12 protein-coding genes are annotated in these 19,110 nt (G+C 65.5%); 11 read left to right on the forward strand and 1 reads right to left on the reverse strand.

The genetic code is table 11. The annotated features are described in order from the left end of the window. Positions 1–136: 136 nt before the first annotated feature. Complete coding sequence (locus HNQ95_RS15305; RefSeq protein ID WP_154385274.1) at positions 137–1,747, reverse strand: phosphoenolpyruvate carboxykinase; 1,611 nt, start codon at positions 1,745–1,747, stop codon at positions 137–139. A gap of 357 nt (positions 1,748–2,104) precedes the next feature. Here HNQ95_RS15305 and HNQ95_RS15310 point away from each other — a divergent pair, with 357 nt between their 5' ends. The 11 genes from HNQ95_RS15310 (at position 2,105) to addA (ending at position 19,107) form a co-directional block, all read left to right on the forward strand. Further along, positions 2,105–2,806: a response regulator transcription factor gene (locus HNQ95_RS15310; RefSeq protein WP_109578295.1), complete on the forward strand. Its 702-nt coding sequence runs from the start codon at positions 2,105–2,107 to the stop codon at positions 2,804–2,806. A gap of 28 nt (positions 2,807–2,834) precedes the next feature. After that, positions 2,835–4,595, forward strand: a complete 1,761-nt coding sequence (locus HNQ95_RS15315) for a sensor histidine kinase (protein ID WP_182574514.1) — start codon at positions 2,835–2,837, stop codon at positions 4,593–4,595. A gap of 3 nt (positions 4,596–4,598) precedes the next feature. Beyond that, positions 4,599–5,045, forward strand: a complete 447-nt coding sequence (locus HNQ95_RS15320) for an HPr kinase/phosphorylase (RefSeq protein WP_182574463.1) — start codon at positions 4,599–4,601, stop codon at positions 5,043–5,045. A 159-nt stretch (positions 5,046–5,204) separates the two neighbouring features. Continuing rightward, the gene (locus tag HNQ95_RS15325) at positions 5,205–5,606 is read left to right on the forward strand and encodes a PTS sugar transporter subunit IIA (protein WP_067955745.1); all 402 of its coding nucleotides are present in this window, start codon (positions 5,205–5,207) and stop codon (positions 5,604–5,606) included. Further along, positions 5,603–5,905: an HPr family phosphocarrier protein gene (locus HNQ95_RS15330; RefSeq protein ID WP_067955743.1), complete on the forward strand. Its 303-nt coding sequence runs from the start codon at positions 5,603–5,605 to the stop codon at positions 5,903–5,905. The genes HNQ95_RS15325 and HNQ95_RS15330 overlap by 4 nt, the downstream gene beginning before the upstream one ends. Before the next feature lie 152 nt (positions 5,906–6,057). Next, positions 6,058–7,458, forward strand: a complete 1,401-nt coding sequence (ahcY, locus tag HNQ95_RS15335) for an adenosylhomocysteinase (protein ID WP_067955742.1) — start codon at positions 6,058–6,060, stop codon at positions 7,456–7,458. Positions 7,459–7,653: 195 nt separating this feature from the next. Beyond that, positions 7,654–10,203, forward strand: a complete 2,550-nt coding sequence (locus HNQ95_RS15340) for a sensor histidine kinase (protein WP_154385273.1) — start codon at positions 7,654–7,656, stop codon at positions 10,201–10,203. Positions 10,204–10,208: 5 nt separating this feature from the next. Then, positions 10,209–11,717, forward strand: coding sequence for a tRNA (adenosine(37)-N6)-threonylcarbamoyltransferase complex ATPase subunit type 1 TsaE (tsaE, locus tag HNQ95_RS15345; protein WP_067955738.1), 1,509 nt, complete (start codon positions 10,209–10,211; stop codon positions 11,715–11,717). A gap of 36 nt (positions 11,718–11,753) precedes the next feature. Beyond that, positions 11,754–12,458, forward strand: a complete 705-nt coding sequence (locus HNQ95_RS15350; protein WP_067955737.1) for a nucleotidyltransferase family protein — start codon at positions 11,754–11,756, stop codon at positions 12,456–12,458. Then, positions 12,455–15,580: a double-strand break repair protein AddB gene (gene addB, locus HNQ95_RS15355; RefSeq protein ID WP_067955735.1), complete on the forward strand. Its 3,126-nt coding sequence runs from the start codon at positions 12,455–12,457 to the stop codon at positions 15,578–15,580. Before HNQ95_RS15350 ends, addB begins: the two co-directional genes overlap by 4 nt. After that, positions 15,577–19,107 (forward strand): double-strand break repair helicase AddA, encoded by a 3,531-nt coding sequence (gene addA / locus HNQ95_RS15360; RefSeq protein WP_182574464.1) that lies wholly within the window; start codon positions 15,577–15,579, stop codon positions 19,105–19,107. Before addB ends, addA begins: the two co-directional genes overlap by 4 nt. Positions 19,108–19,110: the final 3 nt, after the last annotated feature.

Genomic DNA, 19,110 nt, shown 5'->3' on the forward strand with positions numbered 1-19,110 from the left:
AACTGAAACTGAAAGGGCTGGCCCCTGTGCAATACAGGACCCAGCCCTTAAATCTACCAGCTCAATGAACCGTCCAACTTTACGGGGTCAGTTCACTTGGCCGGGCCTTTCGATGTTTGTTCAGCCGATGCGAGTGTTACTCGGCGGCTTCGCGCACCTGCGGTGCTGCGCCCAGAACGGAGGCGTCGACATGGCTTTCGAACTTGCCGAAATTGTCGGCGAACATCGACACCAGCTTCTTGGCCTGGCGGTCATAGGCAGCGCCGTCGGCCCAGGTCGAACGCGGGTCGAGGATCTTGCTGTCGACGCCCGGCACCGAGACGGGCACGGCGAAGCCGAAATTCGCATCCGTGCGGAACTCGACCGCGTTCAGCGAGCCGTCGAGCGCTGCCGACAGCAGGGCGCGCGTTGCCTTGATCGGCATGCGCGAGCCGGTGCCATAAGCGCCGCCGGTCCAGCCGGTGTTGACCAGCCAGCAGTCGACATTGTGCTCGGCGATCAGCTGGCGTAGCAGATTGCCGTATTCCGAGGGGTGGCGCGGCATGAAGGGAGCACCGAAGCAGGTCGAGAAGGTCGCCTCCGGCTCGGTCACGCCACGCTCGGTTCCGGCAACCTTGGCCGTGTAGCCCGACAGGAAGTGGTACATCGCCTGCGCCGGCGTCAGCTTGGCGATGGGCGGCATCACGCCGAAGGCATCGGCCGTCAGCATGATGATGTTCTTCGGGTGGCTGGCCTGGCCGGTGGCGCTGGCGTTCGGGATGAAGTCGAGCGGATAGGCGCAGCGGGTGTTTTCGGTGCGCGAGCCGTCGTCGAAATCGGGAACGCGGCTGTCGTCCAGCACCACGTTCTCGAGCACGGTGCCGAAACGCTGGGTGGTGGCGAAGATTTCCGGTTCTGCTTCGGCCGACAGCCGGATCGTCTTGGCGTAGCAGCCGCCCTCGAAGTTGAAGATGCCGTCAGGGCCCCAGCCGTGCTCGTCGTCGCCGATCAGCGTGCGTTTGGGATCGGCCGACAGCGTCGTCTTGCCGGTGCCCGACAGGCCGAAGAACACGGCGGCGTCGCCGTCGGGACCTTCGTTGGCCGAGCAATGCATCGGCATCACGCCCTTGGTCGGCAGAAGGTAGTTGAGCGCGGTGAACACCGACTTCTTCATCTCGCCGGCATAGGCGGTGCCGCCGATCAGCACGATCATGCGGGTCAGGTCGACGGCGATCACGGTCTCGGTGCGGGTGCCGTGGCGGGCCGGGTCGGCGCGGAACGACGGCAGGTCGATGATCGTCATCTCGGGCACGAAGCTGGCAAGCTCGGCCGCCGTCGGACGGATCAAAAGGTTGCGGATGAACATCGAGTGCCAGGCGAATTCGGTGACGACGCGCGTCGGCAGGCACAGCGAGCGGTCGGCGCCGCCGATCAGGTCCTGGACATAGAGATCCTTGTCGGCCGCCTGGGCCAGGAATTCGGCGTGCAGCGCGTCGAACTGGGCGCGACTGATCGGCTTGTTGTTGTCCCACCAGACATGGTCTTCGGTGTTTTCGTCGCGCACGACGAACTTGTCCTTGGGCGAACGGCCGGTATGCTGGCCGGTCTCTGCGACGAGTGCGCCATGCGCGGTCAGCTTAGCCTCGCCGCGCCGGATCGCTTCTTCGGTGAGAAATGCAGCGCCAAAGTTGTAACGGACGGTGCCCGACGTTTTGAGCCCTGCCGTTTCGATCCCGCAGGCGGGATTTCGCTTACCGGTTTCGGTCATTTAGTGAAGCCTCGTAGCCATGACGCTGTGTCCGGTCTGCGGGCCGGACGCCGCTGTCCCAACGGGACTGAGGCAGGCTGAAACAGAAAAGATCAGCGATATCAAATCATTAATCGATTTAAAAATTTTGAAATTTGTCTAAATCGTTTAAAAGGTGTGCAAGCAGTCGCCGGCCCACACAAGATCGGCAGTTTTTTGTTCGAGCTTTGGCGCCGCCGCCCCATATAAGGCAAGCACAAGGCATGGCGGTTGCGCTCCCCTCGAACGGAGGCTATGCCACATTTTGTACCTAATTTGTCCTGCACAAGCCCTGCTGTAAGCAGGAAGGGACACCCGCTCATGAGGGAGCCGCTGGAAATGGCAACGATCGCGCTTGTCGACGACGACCGCAACATTTTGACATCGGTTTCGATCGCACTTGAGTCCGAGGGCTATCGCGTCGAGACCTATACGGATGGTGCGTCGGCGCTCGAAGGGCTGGCCGCGCGTCCGCCGAACCTTGCCATCCTCGACATCAAGATGCCGCGCATGGATGGTATGGAGCTGTTGCGCCGGCTGCGCCAGAAGACCGATCTGCCGGTGATCTTCCTGACCTCCAAGGATGACGAGATCGATGAGCTCTTCGGTCTGAAGATGGGCGCCGACGATTTCATCCGCAAGCCGTTCTCGCAGCGCCTGCTGGTCGAGCGTGTCCGCGCCGTATTGCGCCGGGCAAGCGCCCGCGAGGCCGCGACCAAGGCGCCGACGCAGCAGGCTCGCTCGCTCGAGCGTGGCCAGCTGGTGATGGACCAGGAGCGCCACACCTGCACCTGGAAGGGCGAGCCGGTCGTACTCACCGTCACCGAATTCCTGATCCTGCACTCGCTGGCGCAGCGCCCGGGCGTGGTCAAGAGCCGCGACGCCCTGATGGATTCGGCCTATGATGAGCAGGTCTATGTCGACGACCGCACCATCGACAGCCACATCAAGCGCTTGCGCAAGAAGTTCAAGGCTGTCGACGACGACTTCGAGATGATCGAAACCCTCTACGGTGTCGGCTACAGATTCCGCGAAGCGTGATATCGGCGAGGGCTGAGATCACATGGCGATGGACGCAGAGATCAGGAAGCCGGCGGCCGCCTCCAAGCGGCCGCGCGGGCGTTTGCTGTTTCTCGACCGGACCCGGATTCGCCTGAGCCGCCTGCTTGGCCATTATTTCTTCTCGAGCCTGACCCGCCGCATCCTGTTCCTCAACCTCGCCGGTCTGGCGGTGCTGGTGGCGGGCATCTTCTATCTCAACGCGTTCCGCGGCGCGCTGATCGAGGCACGCGTCGAAAGCCTGATGACGCAGGGCGGTATCATTGCCGGCGCCATCGCTTCGTCGGCAACGGTCGAAACCGATGCCATCAGGATCGATCCGGAAAAGCTGCTCGAGCTGCAGGCCGGCGAAAGCCTTGGTCCCGGCACCGACCAGCTCGACAGCCTCGATTTCCCGATCAATCCGGAGCGTGTCGCGCCGCTGCTGCGGCGGGTCATCTCGCCGACCCGCACCCGCGCCCGCATCTACGACCGCGACGCCAACCTTTTGCTCGACTCGCGCCACCAGATCCTGCGCTACGACCTGCCGCCGGTGGAGGAAGAAGAGCCGACGCTGATCGAGCGGGCGCAGAAATTCATCTTCGACTTCTTCGTCGACAGCTCCCTGCCGGTCTACAAGGAGCAGCCGGGCGGCAATGGCGCTGCCTTCCCGGAAGTCGTCCAGGCTCTGACCGGCGGCCCCGCGACCATCGTGCGCGTCAGCGAGCAGGGCGAGCAGATCGTCTCCGTCGCCGTTCCGATCCAGCGTTTCCGCGCCGTGCTCGGCGTGTTGATGCTGTCGACCGAAGGCGGCGACATCGACAAGATCGTGGCGGCCGAGCAAAAGGCGATTCTGCGCGTCTTCGGTGTCGCGGCACTGGTCACCGCCATCCTTTCGATGGTTCTGGCCTCGACGATCGCCACGCCTCTGCGCCGCCTCTCGGCTGCAGCCAATCGCGTCAGGCGCGGTAGCAAGAACCGCGACGAGATTCCCGATTTCTCGGATCGCCAGGACGAGATCGGCAACCTGTCGGTCGCCGTGCGCGACATGACCAACGCGCTCTACAACCGTATCGAAGCGATCGAGAGCTTTGCTGCCGACGTCAGCCACGAGCTCAAGAACCCGCTGACCTCGCTGCGCAGCGCCGTCGAGACCTTGCCGCTGGCCAAGAATGAAAGTTCGCGGGCGCGCCTGATGGAGGTCATCCAGCACGACGTGCGCCGGCTCGACCGGCTGATCACCGACATTTCCGACGCTTCACGCCTCGATGCCGAACTGGCCCGCGAGGACGCCAGCAGGGTCGATCTCAAGAAGTTCATCGGCGACCTGGTCTCGGTGTCGCGTGAGAGCGGCCGCCACAAGAAGCCGGTCGAGATCGAATTCACCCCTGCCAAGTTGCCGGCCGGCGTGAAGAACTACAATGTCGCCGGCCACGATCTGCGCATCGGCCAGGTCATCACCAACCTGATCGAGAATGCCCGCTCCTTCGTGCCCGACGAGCATGGCCACATCGCCATTTCGCTTGCACGCGTCGGCAAGTTCAACGTCATCACCGTCGAGGACAACGGTCCCGGCATCCGCGCCGAAAACATCGACCGCATCTTCGAGCGCTTCTACACCGACCGGCCCGCCAGCGAAGCCTTCGGCCAGAACTCCGGCCTCGGCCTCTCGATCAGCCGCCAGATCGTCGAAGCCCATGGCGGCACGCTGACGGCCGAGAACATCACCGGCACCAAGCCGGGCGAACTCAAGGGTGCGCGTTTCATTGTCGCCTTCCCGGCCGAAAGCTGATCCGTGGCGCCGACCAACATGCATGCGACGGCGATAGTACTCGGAGATCGCGGCGTGCTGATCGCCGGACCGCCGGGCTCAGGCAAATCGTCACTCGCTCTTGCGCTTGTCGAAAAATTTCGCGCCGGCAACCGTTTTGCCCGGCTGGTATCCGACGATCAGGTTTTCCTGTCGGCCCATCAGGGTCGGCTCGTCTGCCATGCGCCGTCAACGATCGCCGGTCTCGTTGAAGTCAGAGGCGGCGGCCCAATCCCCGTCGAACATGAGGCCGCGACAACGGTCGACCTGCTTGTCAGGCTGGTTCCGGCCGGCGCGGTGGAGCGGCTGCCCGAGGACGCAAGTGAGCTTCTCCTGGGTTGCAAAGTGCCAAGATTGATGCTCGCGGAGCGCGAAATCGCAGTGGCCACACCCGCGCTGCTGGCGCTGCTCGGCGCCCGGTTTCCAGCCTGAGGCTGCCCAACATTTTTGCTGCATTGCGTCAAAATGGCAGGTCTTGCCGTAAATTGGGGCTTGTAAACGCCCTCGCCGTCGACAAGATAGCGCTCCCGCCCCCAAGGCGGCAAAAATACTGCGCGGCTGTGAAAGGGCCATGACGGGAGCCATGACAGAATGATCGGACTCGTGCTTGTGACGCACGGTCAACTGGCTGAGGAGTTCCGCCATGCCGTGGAACACGTCGTCGGACCGCAGGAGAATTTCGAGACCGTCTCAATCGGCGCCGACGATGATATGGCGCAGCGCCGCAGCGACATCATCAACGCCGTTGCCCGCGCCGACACCGGTGCCGGCGTCGTCGTCCTGACCGACATGTTCGGGGGCACGCCGTCGAATCTCGCCATCTCGGTGATGGAGGCCGGCCGTGTCGAGGTCATCGCCGGCATGAACCTGCCAATGCTGATCAAGCTGACCAGCGTGCGCAAGGCCGACAACATGTCCGGCGCGCTCGACGAAGCGCAGGCGGCAGGACGCAAATACATCAACGTTGCAAGCCAGGTGCTGAGCGGCAAATGAGCGGCATGCCCTACTCGCCCGAGAAGGGCCACGTCGTCCGCGACCTCGCCATCGTCAACCAGAGAGGCCTGCATGCGCGCGCTTCGGCGAAGTTCGTGCAGATCGCCGGCGAGTTCGAAGCCTCGATCAGCGTCGAGAAGGACGGCATTTCCGTTGGCGGCACCTCGATCATGGGCCTGATGATGCTGGCCGCCAGTCCCGGCTGCACGATCCGGGTGACCGCAAGCGGCCCCGAGGCCGACCAGGCGATGGAAGCGCTTGCGACACTCGTTGCCGCGCGTTTTGGCGAGGAGTGCTGATCGCCGGGTTATCTGCCCAGTGACATGCACGAATAAAGATTTCTTTATGTCCCATTGTCGATGACGGCCTGATCTGGTAGTCAGGCCGATCTTTCGCGCGCCCTCTCAAGCCTCCCGCTTCGGCGCGCAGCAAACAGGAATCGGAGCAAGCCATGACGGGTAGCAAGGATTATCTGGTCGCCGACATTTCGCTCGCCGGCTGGGGTCGCAAGGAAATCGAGATCGCCGAAACCGAAATGCCGGGCCTGATGGCCTGCCGCGAGGAGTTCGGTGAAGCACAGCCGCTCAAGGGCGCACGCATTTCCGGCTCGCTGCACATGACCATCCAGACCGCGGTGCTGATCGAGACGCTGAAGGCTCTCGGCGCCGACATCCGCTGGGCCTCGTGCAACATCTTTTCGACGCAGGACCACGCCGCTGCGGCGATCGCCGAATCTGGTATCCCGGTCTTCGCAGTCAAGGGCGAGACGCTCGAGGAATACTGGCAGTACACCGACCAGATCTTCCAGTGGACCGATGGCGGCGCCACCAACATGATCCTCGATGATGGCGGCGACGCCACCATGTACATCCTGATCGGCGCTCGCGCTGAAGCAGGCGAAAACGTGCTGTCCAATCCGGGCAGCGAAGAGGAAGAAATCCTTTTCGCCCAAATCAAGAAGCGCATGGCCGAGACGCCGGGCTTCTTCGCCAAGCACAAGGCTGCGATCCGCGGCGTCACCGAAGAGACCACGACCGGCGTCAATCGTCTCTACCAGCTGCAGAAGAAGGGCCTACTGCCCTTCCCGGCGATCAACGTCAACGACTCGGTCACCAAGTCGAAGTTCGACAACAAGTATGGCTGCAAGGAATCGCTGGTCGACGGCATCCGCCGCGGTACCGACGTCATGATGGCCGGCAAGGTCGCCGTCGTCTGCGGCTACGGCGACGTCGGCAAGGGTTCGGCCGCCTCGCTCCAGGGCGCCGGCGCCCGCGTCAAGGTCACGGAAGTCGATCCGATCTGCGCGCTGCAGGCGGCGATGGACGGCTTTGAAGTCGTAACCCTCGAGGATGCCGCTCCGACCGCCGACATCGTCATCACCACGACCGGCAACAAGGACGTCATCACCCTCGATCACATGCGCCTGATGAAGGACATGGTCATCGTCGGCAACATCGGCCACTTCGACAACGAGATCCAGGTTGCCGCGCTGCGCAATCTGAAGTGGACCAACGTCAAGCCGCAGGTCGACATGATCACCTTCCCGGGGGGCAAGCGCATGATCCTTTTGTCGGAAGGCCGTCTGCTCAACCTCGGCAACGCCACCGGCCATCCGAGCTTCGTCATGTCGGCGTCGTTCACCAACCAGACGCTGGCCCAGATCGAGCTCTGGACCAAGCCCGGCCAGTACAAGAACGAAGTCTATGTCCTGCCCAAGCATCTCGACGAGAAGGTCGCGCGCCTGCATCTCGACAAGCTCGGCGCCAAGCTGACCACGCTGAGCGATGAGCAGGCTACCTATATCGGCGTCACGCCAAAGGGTCCGTTCAAGCCGGAACACTACCGCTATTAACCATAGCGAAAATACCTACTAGATATTGAAGCCGGGCGATTGACTTTCGCCCGGTTTCTTTTTTGGGGGCTCGCCTGCTTCACGTCGATTCGCCTAAGCGGTATGGTGACATGATTCGTCACGCGCCCATTCTTGGCGGGAATTTCGGGCACTACGGGGCGGTCTTGCAGTCGGGCGGCACAGAGGAAACAAGACATGCCGGGGGAATACCCGCTTCCAGCGGGACAGGCCGTCTCCGGCGGCCACGAGGATTCGCAGAACGCGACCGCAGGCCGCTCCTGGCATGCCTTGCGGCGTGTGGGCGGTTGGGCGGCGAGCGCGGCCCTTGCCACGACTGCGATTTGCACGCCTCTCGGCTTCGCCCACGCCCAGCAGGCATCGATTGCCGGCCTGCCCGTGAGCACCGTAGAAGTCATCCAGCTTGCGATGTTCGTCGGCGTGATGGGCGCTGCCTTGATCTCGGCAATCGCGCTGATCCGCGAGAAGGGCCGCATCAGCGCCGAGAATGTCGAGCTGCGCGGCCGCGTTGCCGATCTCAATGCCTCGCTGCAGCGCTCCGAGGCCCTGCTCAATTTGCGCGACCAGCGCGTCATCGTCTGGGCCAACGAGAACAAGAAGCCCGAACTCGTCGGTTCGCTGCCGATCGAGACAGGGGCCCCGGATGATCGTGCCGCCTTCCTTGGCTTTGGCCGCTGGCTGATGCCGCGTTCGGCCGCAGCGCTCGAAAACGCCATCGCTGCCTTGCGCGACAAGGGCACGGCCTTCGAACTGATTGCCGAAACCCACGCCAATGCTGCGCTCGAGGTCCATGGCCGCAAGAGCGGTGCCCATGTCATCGTCCGCTTTGTCTCGATTTCCGAAGCGCAGCGCGGGCAGGCGCGGTTGAAGCTCGAAAACCAGCGCCTGAGCGCCGAATACGAGACGCTGATCGGCCTGCTGGACGCAATCGACATGCCGTTCTGGATGCGCGATGCCGACGGCCGCCTTAAATGGGTCAACAAGGCCTTCGCCAAGGCCGTCGAGGCGGTGGATTCGTCCGCCGCCATTCGTGACGGCAAGGAATTTCTCGGCACCCAGGCGCGCGAGGCGATCGTCCAGCAGCACCAGACGCAGCCGCTGTTCCAGCAGACACTGTCGACCGTCATCGATGGCGACCGCAAGATGTTTGCCGTCACCGATCTGGTCGGCAAGGAAGGCTCGGCCGGCATCGCCGCCGACATGAGCGCCGCCGACGCCATCCGCGAGGAATACAGCCTGGTCGTGCGCAGCCATGCCGATACGCTCGACCAGGTTGCCACCGCCGTCGCCACCTTCGACGCCGGGCAGAAGCTGCGCTTCTACAACAACGCCTTCCAGAAGCTCTGGGATCTCGACGCCGGCTACATTTCGAGCGCGCCCGACAATGCGCTGCTGCTCGACCGCCTGCGCAGCGAACGCAAGCTGCCCGAGCAGCAGGAATGGCGCCGCTGGAAGGAGAACCTGCTGTCGGCCTATCGCGCCGTCGATCCGCAGGAGCACCTCTGGCACCTGCCCGACGGCCGCACCATCCGCGTCGTCGCCAATCCGCAGCCCAAGGGCGGCGTCACCTGGGTGTTCGAGAACCTGACCGAGCGGATCGATCTCGAAAGCCGCTACACCACAGCCGTGCGTGTGCAGGGCGAAACCCTCGACAATCTGGCCGAAGGCGTCGTCGTCTTTGGCCCAGATGGCCGTATCCGCCTGTTCAATCCGGCCTTCGGCCAGCTCTGGGGCGTCTCGCCCGAGGTGCTGCGGCAGAACACGCACATCTCGGCCATCCGCGCCGAATGCGACACGCGTGCCGACAACAGCCCGTGGGGCGATTTCGTCTCCGCCGTCACCGGCTTTGACGAACGCAGCGACCGCCATGGCCAGACCGAGCTCAAGAACGGCTCGGTGCTGCAGCATGCCGTCATCCACCTGCCCAACGGCCAGGTGATGCTGACCTTCGTCGACGTCACCGACAGCGTCAATGTCGAGCGCGCGCTGAAGGACAAGAACGAGGCGCTGCAGCGCGCCGACCAGATCAAGAACGAGTTCGTCCAGCACGTCTCCTACGAGCTGCGTTCGCCGCTCACCAACATCATCGGCTTCACCGAGCTGTTGTCGCTGCCCGGCACCGGACCGCTGTCGCCGCGCCAGCGCGAATATGTCGAGCATATCGGCTCGTCGTCGGGCGTGCTGTTGACCATCGTCAACGACATCCTCGACCTCGCTACCGTCGACGCCGGCATCATGCAGCTCGATATCTCCGAAGTGCATGTCCATCGCGCCATCGAGGCTGCTGCCGAGCTCGTCGCCGACCGGCTGGAAGAGCACTCGATCAAGCTTGCCATCGAGATCAAGGGCGCGCCGAAGAGCTTCAACGGCGACGAGACCCGCGTCCGCCAGATCCTCTACAACCTGCTCTCGAACGCGGTGAACTACGCGCCGGCTGCCAGCACCATCACGCTCGCTTGCCGCCAGCGCGCCGAAGGCGTCGAATTTTCGGTCCATGACGACGGCCCGGGTGTGCCGCCCGAGGTGCTCGACACCATGTTCCAGCGCTTCGAATCCCGCGTCAACGGCGGCCGGAAGCGCGGCGCCGGCCTTGGCCTGTCGATCGTCAAGAGCTTCGTTGAGCTGCATGGCGGCACCGTCCGGATCGACAGCGGCAAAGATCTTGGCACGACCGTCATCTGCCTGTTCCCAGACATGCCCGCCGGCGTCCGGGTCGCGGCGGAGTAGCAGGTTTGACGACGGCCAGATCGCTGGAACGGCACCTGCCCGACGAGGCCGCCACGACGCAGCTGGGCGAGGACCTCGCCATGGCCGTGCGGCCTGGCGACGTGTTCCTGCTGGACGGCGATCTCGGCGCCGGCAAGTCCACTTTGGCGCGCGGCCTGATCCGCGCCCTGGCCGCCGATCCCGCCCATGAGGTGCCGAGCCCGACATTCACGCTGGTCCAGAGCTACGACACGCCTGTCGTCGTCCATCATTTCGACCTCTATCGCCTGTCCTCGCCAGAGGAGCTGGAAGAGCTTGGTTTCGACGAGGCGGTTAGCTCGGGCGTGGCGCTGGTCGAATGGCCTGAGCGCGCCACTGATGCCATGCCGGCAACCAGCCTGCGCATCGCGTTCCAGCATGAGGGCGATGGCCGCCGCATCACGATTACAGGCGATGGACCGGCCTTCGACCGTGTCGCCCGCTCACTCGCCATGCGTGACTTCCTCGTAGCCTCAGCGTGCAGCGATGCTCATCGTGCCCGTTTCATCGGCGACGCCTCGGCGCGGTCTTATGAGACGGTGACCAGGGAAGGCCATGCACCGCTGGTGCTGATGAACTCGCCGAGACTGACGCTCGGTCCGCCCGTGCGTGACGGCAAGCCCTACGCCGAGATCGCGCACACCGCCCAGACCGTCGCCGCCTTCGCCGCCATCGATCGCGCGCTTGCCGCCGGTGGCGTCACCGTGCCGGGCATCGTCGCCCAGGACCTCGACCAGGGTTTCGTGCTGCTCGAGCATCTCGGCTCAGGCGCTTTCCTCGATCCCGAGGGCAGGCCGGTCACCGAGCGCTACGCAGCTGCGGCAGAACTGCTGGCAATGATTCACGGGAAACATTGGGACGACCGGCTGGAGGCCGCGCCCGGTGTCGTCCACCAGGTGCCGCCCTTCGACCGTGACGCTTTGATGATCGAGGTCGAGCTGCTGGTCGAATGGTATGTGAAGGCGGTCACCGGTGCGCCTGCTTCGGCTGAGCTGTGCGACGGCTACCGCGCCGCCTGGAACGCCGTCTTCGACCGCCTCGCCGACAAGCAATATGGCCTTGTCCTGCGCGACTACCATTCGCCAAACATCATCTGGCGTGGCGATCGCCATGGCCACGACCGCCTCGGCATCGTCGACTTCCAGGACGCGCTGATTGGCCCCGTCGCTTACGACGTCGCCTCACTCGCCATGGATGCGCGGGTGACCGTGTCGCCCGACATCGAGCGCGGCACCGTCGATGCCTATGTCGCCGCGCGACATGCTGCCGGCAGTTTTGACGAGATGGCCTTCCGCGAAGCCTACGCCATCATGGCGGCGCAGCGGAATTCGAAGATTCTCGGCATTTTCGTCCGCCTCGACCGGCGCGATGGCAAGCCGCAATATCTCAGGCACCTGCCGCGCATCAGGGACTATCTGCACCGCTCGCTCTCACACCCGTCGTTGGCGGAACTGCGCGACTTCTACCGCGACAACCGCCTGCTCGAGGAGTTCTGACGCGTGAATGGGCCTGCCAAAAATCCCTCCGTTGCCATGGTTCTGGCCGCCGGTCTCGGCAAGCGCATGCGGCCGATCACCGATACGATCCCCAAGCCGCTGGTGCGCGTGTCTGGCAAGACCCTGCTCGACTGGGGTCTCGACAGCCTCACCGAGGCGGGCGTCGAGCGAGCCGTCGTCAATGTCCACTATCTGCCCGACCAGATCGTCGAGCATGTCGCTTCCCGCCAGGCGCCGCGCATCGAAATCTCCGACGAGCGCGACGGACTGCTCGATTCCGCCGGCGGCATCGTCAGGGCGCTGCCCCGGCTTGGCGCAGCACCGTTCTACATCGTCAACGCCGACACCTTCTGGATCGATGAGGGCGTGCCCAACCTGACCCGCCTCGCCCTTGCCTGGGATGCCGGGCGCATGGATATTCTGCTGATGCTGGCGGACCTCGAACAGGCGACCGGACACTCGGGTGGTACCGACTTCCTGGTCGCGCCGAACGGGACGTTGAGCCGCGCCAGGGGCGCGCCCGACGGGCTTATCTATGCCGGTGCTGCGATCGTCCACCCACGCCTGTTCGCCGCTGCACCCGAGACGCCGCATTCGCTCAACCGCTATTTCGACGAGGCGATTGCCAGCGGTCGGCTTCACGGCATGCGCATGTCGGGCAGCTGGATCACCGTCGGCACGCCCGATGCCATCGCACCTGCCGAGGCCGCGGTGAAGAGGGCATTGGCGGAGGCGCAATGAGCGGCCGCGCGTCGCCACGCGTCTTTTCCATCCCGCCCGGCACCCCCTTCCTGCCGACGCTGGCGGCGTCCCTGCTCGACGGCAGCCTGATCTCCGACTTCCGCTTCGACGGCAATCCGCTGGCGCTGGCCGACGTCACAATCTACGTGCCAACGCGCCGCGCTGCGCGTGCGCTGCGCGGTGTCTTCGTCGATGTCGGCGGCGGCAGCTCGGCGATCCTGCCTGTTATCAAGCCGCTCGGCGAGTTCGACGAGGACGAGGCGGCCTTCGAGACCGAAGGCGCCGGTGCGCTCGACCTTGCCCCGCCGGTTTCCGCCACCGACCGCCTGCTCCTGCTCGCACCCTTGGTGCGTGCCTGGAAGCGCCGTCTTCCCGCCCATGTCGCGGCGCTGTTCGAGGAGGAGATCGTCGTGCCGGCCTCGGCTGCCGACGCCATCTGGCTGGCCCGCGATCTTGCCGGGCTGATGGACGAGATCGAGACCGAAGGCTCCGACTGGTCGCGGCTAGCCGACCTGGTGACCGGTGAGCTGTCCGGCTGGTGGCAGGTGACGCTCGACTTCCTCTCCATCGTCACCGGCGCCTGGCCGGAAATGCTGAAGGAGCGCGGCCAATCCAATCCTGCCGCCCATCGCAGCGCCCTGATCCGCCTCGAAGCCGAGCGGCTGAAGCGCAACCCGCCCGCCGGACCGGTCATCGCGGCGGGTTCCACCGGCTCGATCCCTGCTACCGCCGAGCTGCTCGCGGCCATTTCGCGCTTGCCGCGTGGTGCAGTCGTGCTTCCCGGACTGGACGCCACGCTCGACCAGCGCGCCTATGAGACGATCACCGAGATCGGCGCCAGGGCCTCGGTGCTTGGCCATCCCCAGTATGGCCTTGCCAAGCTGATCGGCAAGATCGGCATCATGCGCGGCGACGTCGACGAACTGGGCGCGCCGACCGGTGCCATGGCCCGCCGCGCGGCCGTCGTCGGCGAAGCGCTGCGGCCGGCCGAGACCACCGACGCCTGGGCCGAGAAGCGCAGCGACGTCGACGACCCCGAGATCGCCGATGCCTTCGCCGGCGTAACACTTCTCGAAGCCGCGCATGAGCGCGACGAGGCGGCGGCTATCGCCATCGCGCTTCGCCAGGCGGTCGCCCAATCGGGCCATCGCGCTGCCCTGGTCACCAGCGACCGCAACCTTGCCCGCCGTGTCGCTGCGGAGCTTCGCCGCTTCGGCATCCAGGCCGACGATTCCGGTGGCGTGCCGCTGGCCAACACGCCGCCGGCAGCCCTTCTGCGTACCATGCTCGCTGCCGCCTTCCGTCCGGGTGATCCGGTGGCGGTGCTGTCGCTGCTCAAGCATCCCTTGCTGCGCCTTGGCCAAGAGCGTTCAGCCGTCCGGCGTGCTGCCGAGACCATCGAGCTCGTCGTGCTGCGTGGTGGCGTCGGCCGGCCTGACATTGCCGGGCTCGCCGAGGAATTTGAGGTCAGATTGACAAGCATGGGTGGCGCGTCGCGCAGGCCGTTCTGGTTCGACCGCATCAGCGTGCGCCGCATCGAGGAAGCCCGGGACATAGCAGGCAGGCTCGTCTCTCGCCTGGCGCCATTGTTCGCCTTTCGTGGCGATGCAGAGGTCGACCTCGCGGCGATCGTCCGTGCCACCGTCGAGGCGCTGGAAAATCTCGGACGCGACGAGCATGGCGGCCTGGGCACACTCTATGACGGCGATGCCGGTGCCAAGCTCGCCGAGGCGCTGCGCTCGCTGGTCGCAGCACAGGCCTCGTTCAGTTTCGCCGCCGACGAGTGGCCCGACGTCATGGACGCGCTGGTGGCGCCCGAGGCGGTCAAGCCGGCGCAAGGTGCCGACCGCGCCATCGCCATCTGGGGTGCGCTCGAAGCCCGCCTGCAGACGGTGGATACGCTGGTCATCGGCGCGCTGAACGAGGGCACCTGGCCGCGCAAGGCAGAGGCCGACCGCTTCATGTCGCGCGTCATGAAGACGGGCATCGACCTCGAACCGCCGGAACGCCGCATCGGCCTCGCCGCCCATGATTTCCAGATGGCGTTGGGGGCGAAAAACGTCGTCCTGTCGCGTTCCGCCCGCTCGGGCGATGCGCCCGCCGTGCCGTCGCGCTGGCTGCAGCGCCTGCTCACCTATCTCGGCCCCGACCACGCGGCCGTCTTGCGCAAGCGCGGCGAAAACCTGCTTCACTGGGCGCGCCAGCTCGATGCCGGCCAAAAGACCGATTTCGCTACCCGTCCGGAGCCCAGGCCGCCGGTGGAGGTCAGGCCGCGCCGCTTCAGCATCACTGAGATCGAGACGCTGCGCCGCGATCCCTATGCCGTCTATGCCAGGCGTATCCTCGGCCTGTCGGCGCTCGACCCGCTGGTGCGCGATCCCGGTGCCGCCGAGCGGGGCACGTTGTTCCACGATATCCTGCACCTGTTTTCGGCGACCATCGTCGATCCGCGTGATCCCGCCGCATTCGACGCACTGATCGCCGCCGGCCGCCATTGCTTCGCCGAGGCGGCCCTGCCCGCCGACGTCGAGGCCGTCTGGTGGCCACGCTTCGAGCGACTGGCGGTCAACATCCTGGAGTGGGAGCGCAGCCGCGCCGACGCCGTGGTTTCCCGCCACGCCGAGGAAGACGCCTCGACCGTCGAAGTCGGACTCAGCGGCGCGACGCTGTCCGGTCGCGCCGACCGTGTCGACGTGCTTGCCGGCGGCATGGCAGACATCCTCGACTACAAGACCGGCTCGTCGCCATCCAAGGCGCAGGCGCACACGCTGATCTCGCCCCAGCTGGCGCTCGAAGGCGCGCTTCTGCGGCGTGGCGCCTTCCGCGAGCTTGGTAAGCGCGAGCCCTCGCAGCTGGCGTTCGTCCGCCTGAAGCCGAATGGCGAGGTGTTCGAAGAATCGATCCTCGAGCACAACCGTAAGCCAAAATCAGCCGTCGAACTGTCCGAAGAGGCCTGGGAGCGCTTGGAGCAGCTTTTGCTGCACTACAACGATCCGACCACGGGTTATCTCTCGCGCGCCTTGCCCTTCCGCGAAGGCGAGACCGACGGCGACTACGACCATCTCGCCCGCGTGCTCGAATGGTCGGCCGGCGGTGATGGCAGTGCGGAGGGCGATGAATGAAGAAGGCGTTCTTCGTCCCCACCGAGACGGCAGAGCGCCAGGCGCGCGCCTCCGATCCGGGCAATTCGGTCTGGGTGTCGGCCAATGCCGGCTCCGGCAAGACGCACGTGCTGTCGCAGCGCGTGATGCGGCTTTTGCTGCGTGGCACCGATCCATCGAAGATCCTGTGCCTGACTTATACCCGCGCCGCCGCCGCCAACATGTCGAATCGCGTCTTCGCCAACCTGTCGGAATGGACGATGTTGGCCGACGCCGAGTTGGCCGCACGCATCACGGCACTCGACGGTGTCCGCCCTGACGCTGCCAAGCTGCGCCGCGCGCGCCGATTGTTCGCCGAGGCGCTGGAAACGCCGGGCGGGCTGAAGATCCAGACCATCCACGCCTTCTGCGAGTCGGTGCTGCACCAGTTCCCGCTCGAGGCCAACATCGCCGCCCATTTCGAGATGCTCGACAGCCAGATGGAGGCGACTTTGTTCGCCACCGCGCGGCGCGACATGGTCACCGGCGCCGGCGAGCACAATCCCGAACTCGCCGAGGCCTTCGCCAAGGTGCTGGAGCGTGGCGGCGAGGCCGGGCTCGATGCGCTGCTCGCCGAGATCGTGCGCAAGCGCGATGGGCTGCGCGCCTTCATCGCCCAGGTTCAAGACTTCAATTTCGAAGCGCTCTACGAGGAGTTCGGTTTTTCGCCCAGGGACAGTGCCGAGGCCATCGCCGCTTCGATCTGGCCGCTGCCGGGCTTCGAGCCGACCTTCTTCACCGAATTCGCCATAGCAGCCGAAGCCACAGACGCGCGCAGCGTGCTGAACAATATCCTGCCTTACGCCCGGCTCGCCTATGCCGAGGCCGACCCCATGCGCCGGCTGTCGCTTCTGTGCAATGCCTTCCTCAAGGCCGACGGCGATCCGTACAATCCGTCCAGCGCGTTCAAGAAGGCTTTGCTCGACCGGCTGCCAGATTTGCCCGAGCGTTATGCGGCGACGGCAGCGGCCATCATCGAGGCAGCCGACCGGCTCGCCCATTTTCGCATGCTGGAGGCAACGCAGGCGGCACTGACGATCGCCGACTGGCTGATTGCCCGCTACGAGCGGCTGAAGACCGGCCGCGGCTTCCTCGATTTCAACGACCTGATCACCCGCACCGTCAACCTGCTCGCGCGTCCCGACGCCGGGCCGTGGGTGCAGTACAAGCTCGACAAGGGCATCGACCACATACTGCTCGACGAAGCCCAGGACACCAGCCCCGACCAATGGGAAGTGGTGAAGCGGCTGGCGGAAGAGTTCTTCTCCGGCTTCAGCGCCCGCGACAACGTTCACCGCACGGTCTTCGCCGTCGGCGACGAGAAGCAGTCGATCTATTCGTTCCAGGGTGCCGCGCCCGAATCCTTCGACAACTCCAAGCACGAATTCGCCGGCCGCATCCGTGATGCCGATGCCCGTTTCGAGGACGTCACGCTGACCTGGTCGTTCCGCTCGACAGACGACGTGCTGTCGGCCGTCGACCGTGTCTTCGAGGACACGAGCGTTCGTCGCGGCGTCACCCGCGCGCCCGAGCCGCCGAGCCATAAGGCGATCCGCGCCGGGGCGGCAGGTTACGTCGAGGTCTGGCCCTCGGTCGGCGCCGATGCCGTCGACGAGCCCGACGACTGGCGCAAGCCTATCGACCATGCTCATGCGCCTGCCGTGGTGGTTGCTGAACAGGTCGCCGCCACCATCCGCAAATGGCTCGACGAGCGTGAGGTCATCGAAGGCACCGGCAAGCGCCTGCGCGCGGGCGACGTCATGGTGCTGGTGCGCAAGCGCGACCGCTTCGTTCATGCGCTGTCGCGGGCGCTGAAGCGCCGCGACATCCCGGTAGCCGGCGCCGACCGGCTGAGCCTGCCCGGCCATATCGCGGTCAAGGACCTGATCGCGCTTGGGCGTTTCCTGATCCAGCCGGAGGACGACCTGTCGCTGGCCGCCGTGCTGCGTAGCCCGATCTTCGGCATGTCGGAAGATGCGCTGTTTGTGCTCTCGGCCAATCGGGGCAAAGGAAGGTCGCTGATCGCCTCGCTGCGCGATCATGCGGCGAGAGATGCTGTTTTCGCCGAGGCGGCCGCCGTCCTTGAGGCCTGGGCGACGGAGGCTGCCTTCCGGCCGATCTTCGAGTTCTATTCGGGCGTGCTGTCGGGCGGACCCAGCCGCGACGGCGTGCGCAAGAAGATGATCTCGCGCCTTGGCCAGGAGGCCGGCGACATTCTCGACGAGTTCCTGAATTTCTGCCTGGCCGAGGAGCGCACCGGCCTGCCCGGTCTCGAATCCTTCCTGTCGACGCTCGAAAGTGCCGGCCCCGAGATCAAGCGCGAGATGGATCAGACGCGTGACGAGGTCCGCATCATGACCGTACACGCCGCCAAGGGTCTGGAGGCGCCGGTGGTGTTCCTCGTCGACAGCGGCTCGGCCCCGTTCAGCGATCAGCATTTGCCGCGCCTGATGCCTTTCGTCCCGCAAGGCCGACACTGGCAGGGCAAGGGTTATCTCTGGCGCGCTGGCGCCGATGTCGCCAACGCCTTCTCGAAGGGTGCCAGCGCGTTGGCCCGCGATCTCGCCGACGACGAATACCGGCGCCTGCTTTATGTCGGCATGACCCGCGCCGAGGACCGGCTGATCATCTGCGGTTATCACGGCAAGCGCCAGCCCGGCCTCAACACCTGGCATTCGATTGTCAGCCGTGCGTTGTCGGTGGCGCCCGAAAGCGCAGAGCGCGGCCATCCCGTCATCACGGACAGGCCTGTCCACCGCTTCCGCGTCACGCCATTGCCCGCAACGCCTTTGTCGGCGTCGGAACCGGCGGCCAGCGAGAGAGCCCGCATCGAGCCCTTGCCGGAAAGCCTTTTTGGCGCGCCGCCGGCCTTCGCGGATTTGCCGCAGCCGCTGTCCCCGTCGGGCGCTTCGGCGCTGATCGAGGAGACGCAGGAGGCCGTGATCTCGGGCCGCTCGCCGGTGCTCGACGCCGAGGGCGAGCCGGGCTTTGCCATCGCCCGCGGTTCGGCCTTGCACCGGCTGTTACAGATTCTGCCGCGGCTCGACGCCGAGATACGCCAGTCCGCCGCCGAGCGCTACCTCGTCCGTGTCGGCCAGGACTGGCCGGAGGCGGAGCGTGCCAGCGCGCTCGCATCCGTGCTTGCAGTCCTCGACGACCCCAGGTTTTCGCCGCTGTTTTCGCCCTCCTCGCGCGCCGAAGTGTCTGTTATGGGCAGCCTCGTGGTCAGGGGAAAGCCGCGCTCGGTGTCGGGCAAGATCGACCGCCTGGCGGTCACCGACAGCGAGGTGTTGATCGTCGACTACAAGACCAACCGGCCGCCACCCGCCTCGTTCGAGCAGGTGCCAAACGCCTATGTCGTGCAGCTTGCGCTCTACCGCGCGCTGCTCCGGCCGCTCTATCCCGGCAAGACGGTTGCCGCGGCCCTGCTGTTCACAGAGGCGCCGCGGCTGATCGCCGTACCGGCCGAGGCGATGGATGCCGCCCTTGTTCGACTCACCCAAGCGTGACAC

This window comes from Aminobacter ciceronei, from assembly GCF_014138625.1.
In the GTDB taxonomy this organism is placed as follows: Bacteria; Pseudomonadota; Alphaproteobacteria; order Rhizobiales; family Rhizobiaceae; genus Aminobacter; species Aminobacter ciceronei.

Bases quoted from the DNA above. Each gene is read 5' to 3' on its own strand.
- HNQ95_RS15330 (WP_067955743.1), top strand. From the start codon at position 5,603: ATGAGCGGCATGCCCTACTCGCCCGAGAAGGGCCACGTCGTCCGCGAC.
- HNQ95_RS15325 (WP_067955745.1), top strand. From the start codon at position 5,205: ATGATCGGACTCGTGCTTGTGACGCACGGTCAACTGGCTGAGGAGTTC.
- HNQ95_RS15305 (WP_154385274.1), bottom strand. From the start codon at position 1,747: ATGACCGAAACCGGTAAGCGAAATCCCGCCTGCGGGATCGAAACGGCA.
- HNQ95_RS15310 (WP_109578295.1), top strand. From the start codon at position 2,105: ATGGCAACGATCGCGCTTGTCGACGACGACCGCAACATTTTGACATCG.
- addA (WP_182574464.1), top strand. From the start codon at position 15,577: ATGAAGAAGGCGTTCTTCGTCCCCACCGAGACGGCAGAGCGCCAGGCG.
- ahcY (WP_067955742.1), top strand. From the start codon at position 6,058: ATGACGGGTAGCAAGGATTATCTGGTCGCCGACATTTCGCTCGCCGGC.
- addB (WP_067955735.1), top strand. From the start codon at position 12,455: ATGAGCGGCCGCGCGTCGCCACGCGTCTTTTCCATCCCGCCCGGCACC.
- HNQ95_RS15340 (WP_154385273.1), top strand. From the start codon at position 7,654: ATGCCGGGGGAATACCCGCTTCCAGCGGGACAGGCCGTCTCCGGCGGC.
- HNQ95_RS15350 (WP_067955737.1), top strand. From the start codon at position 11,754: ATGGTTCTGGCCGCCGGTCTCGGCAAGCGCATGCGGCCGATCACCGAT.
- HNQ95_RS15315 (WP_182574514.1), top strand. From the start codon at position 2,835: ATGGACGCAGAGATCAGGAAGCCGGCGGCCGCCTCCAAGCGGCCGCGC.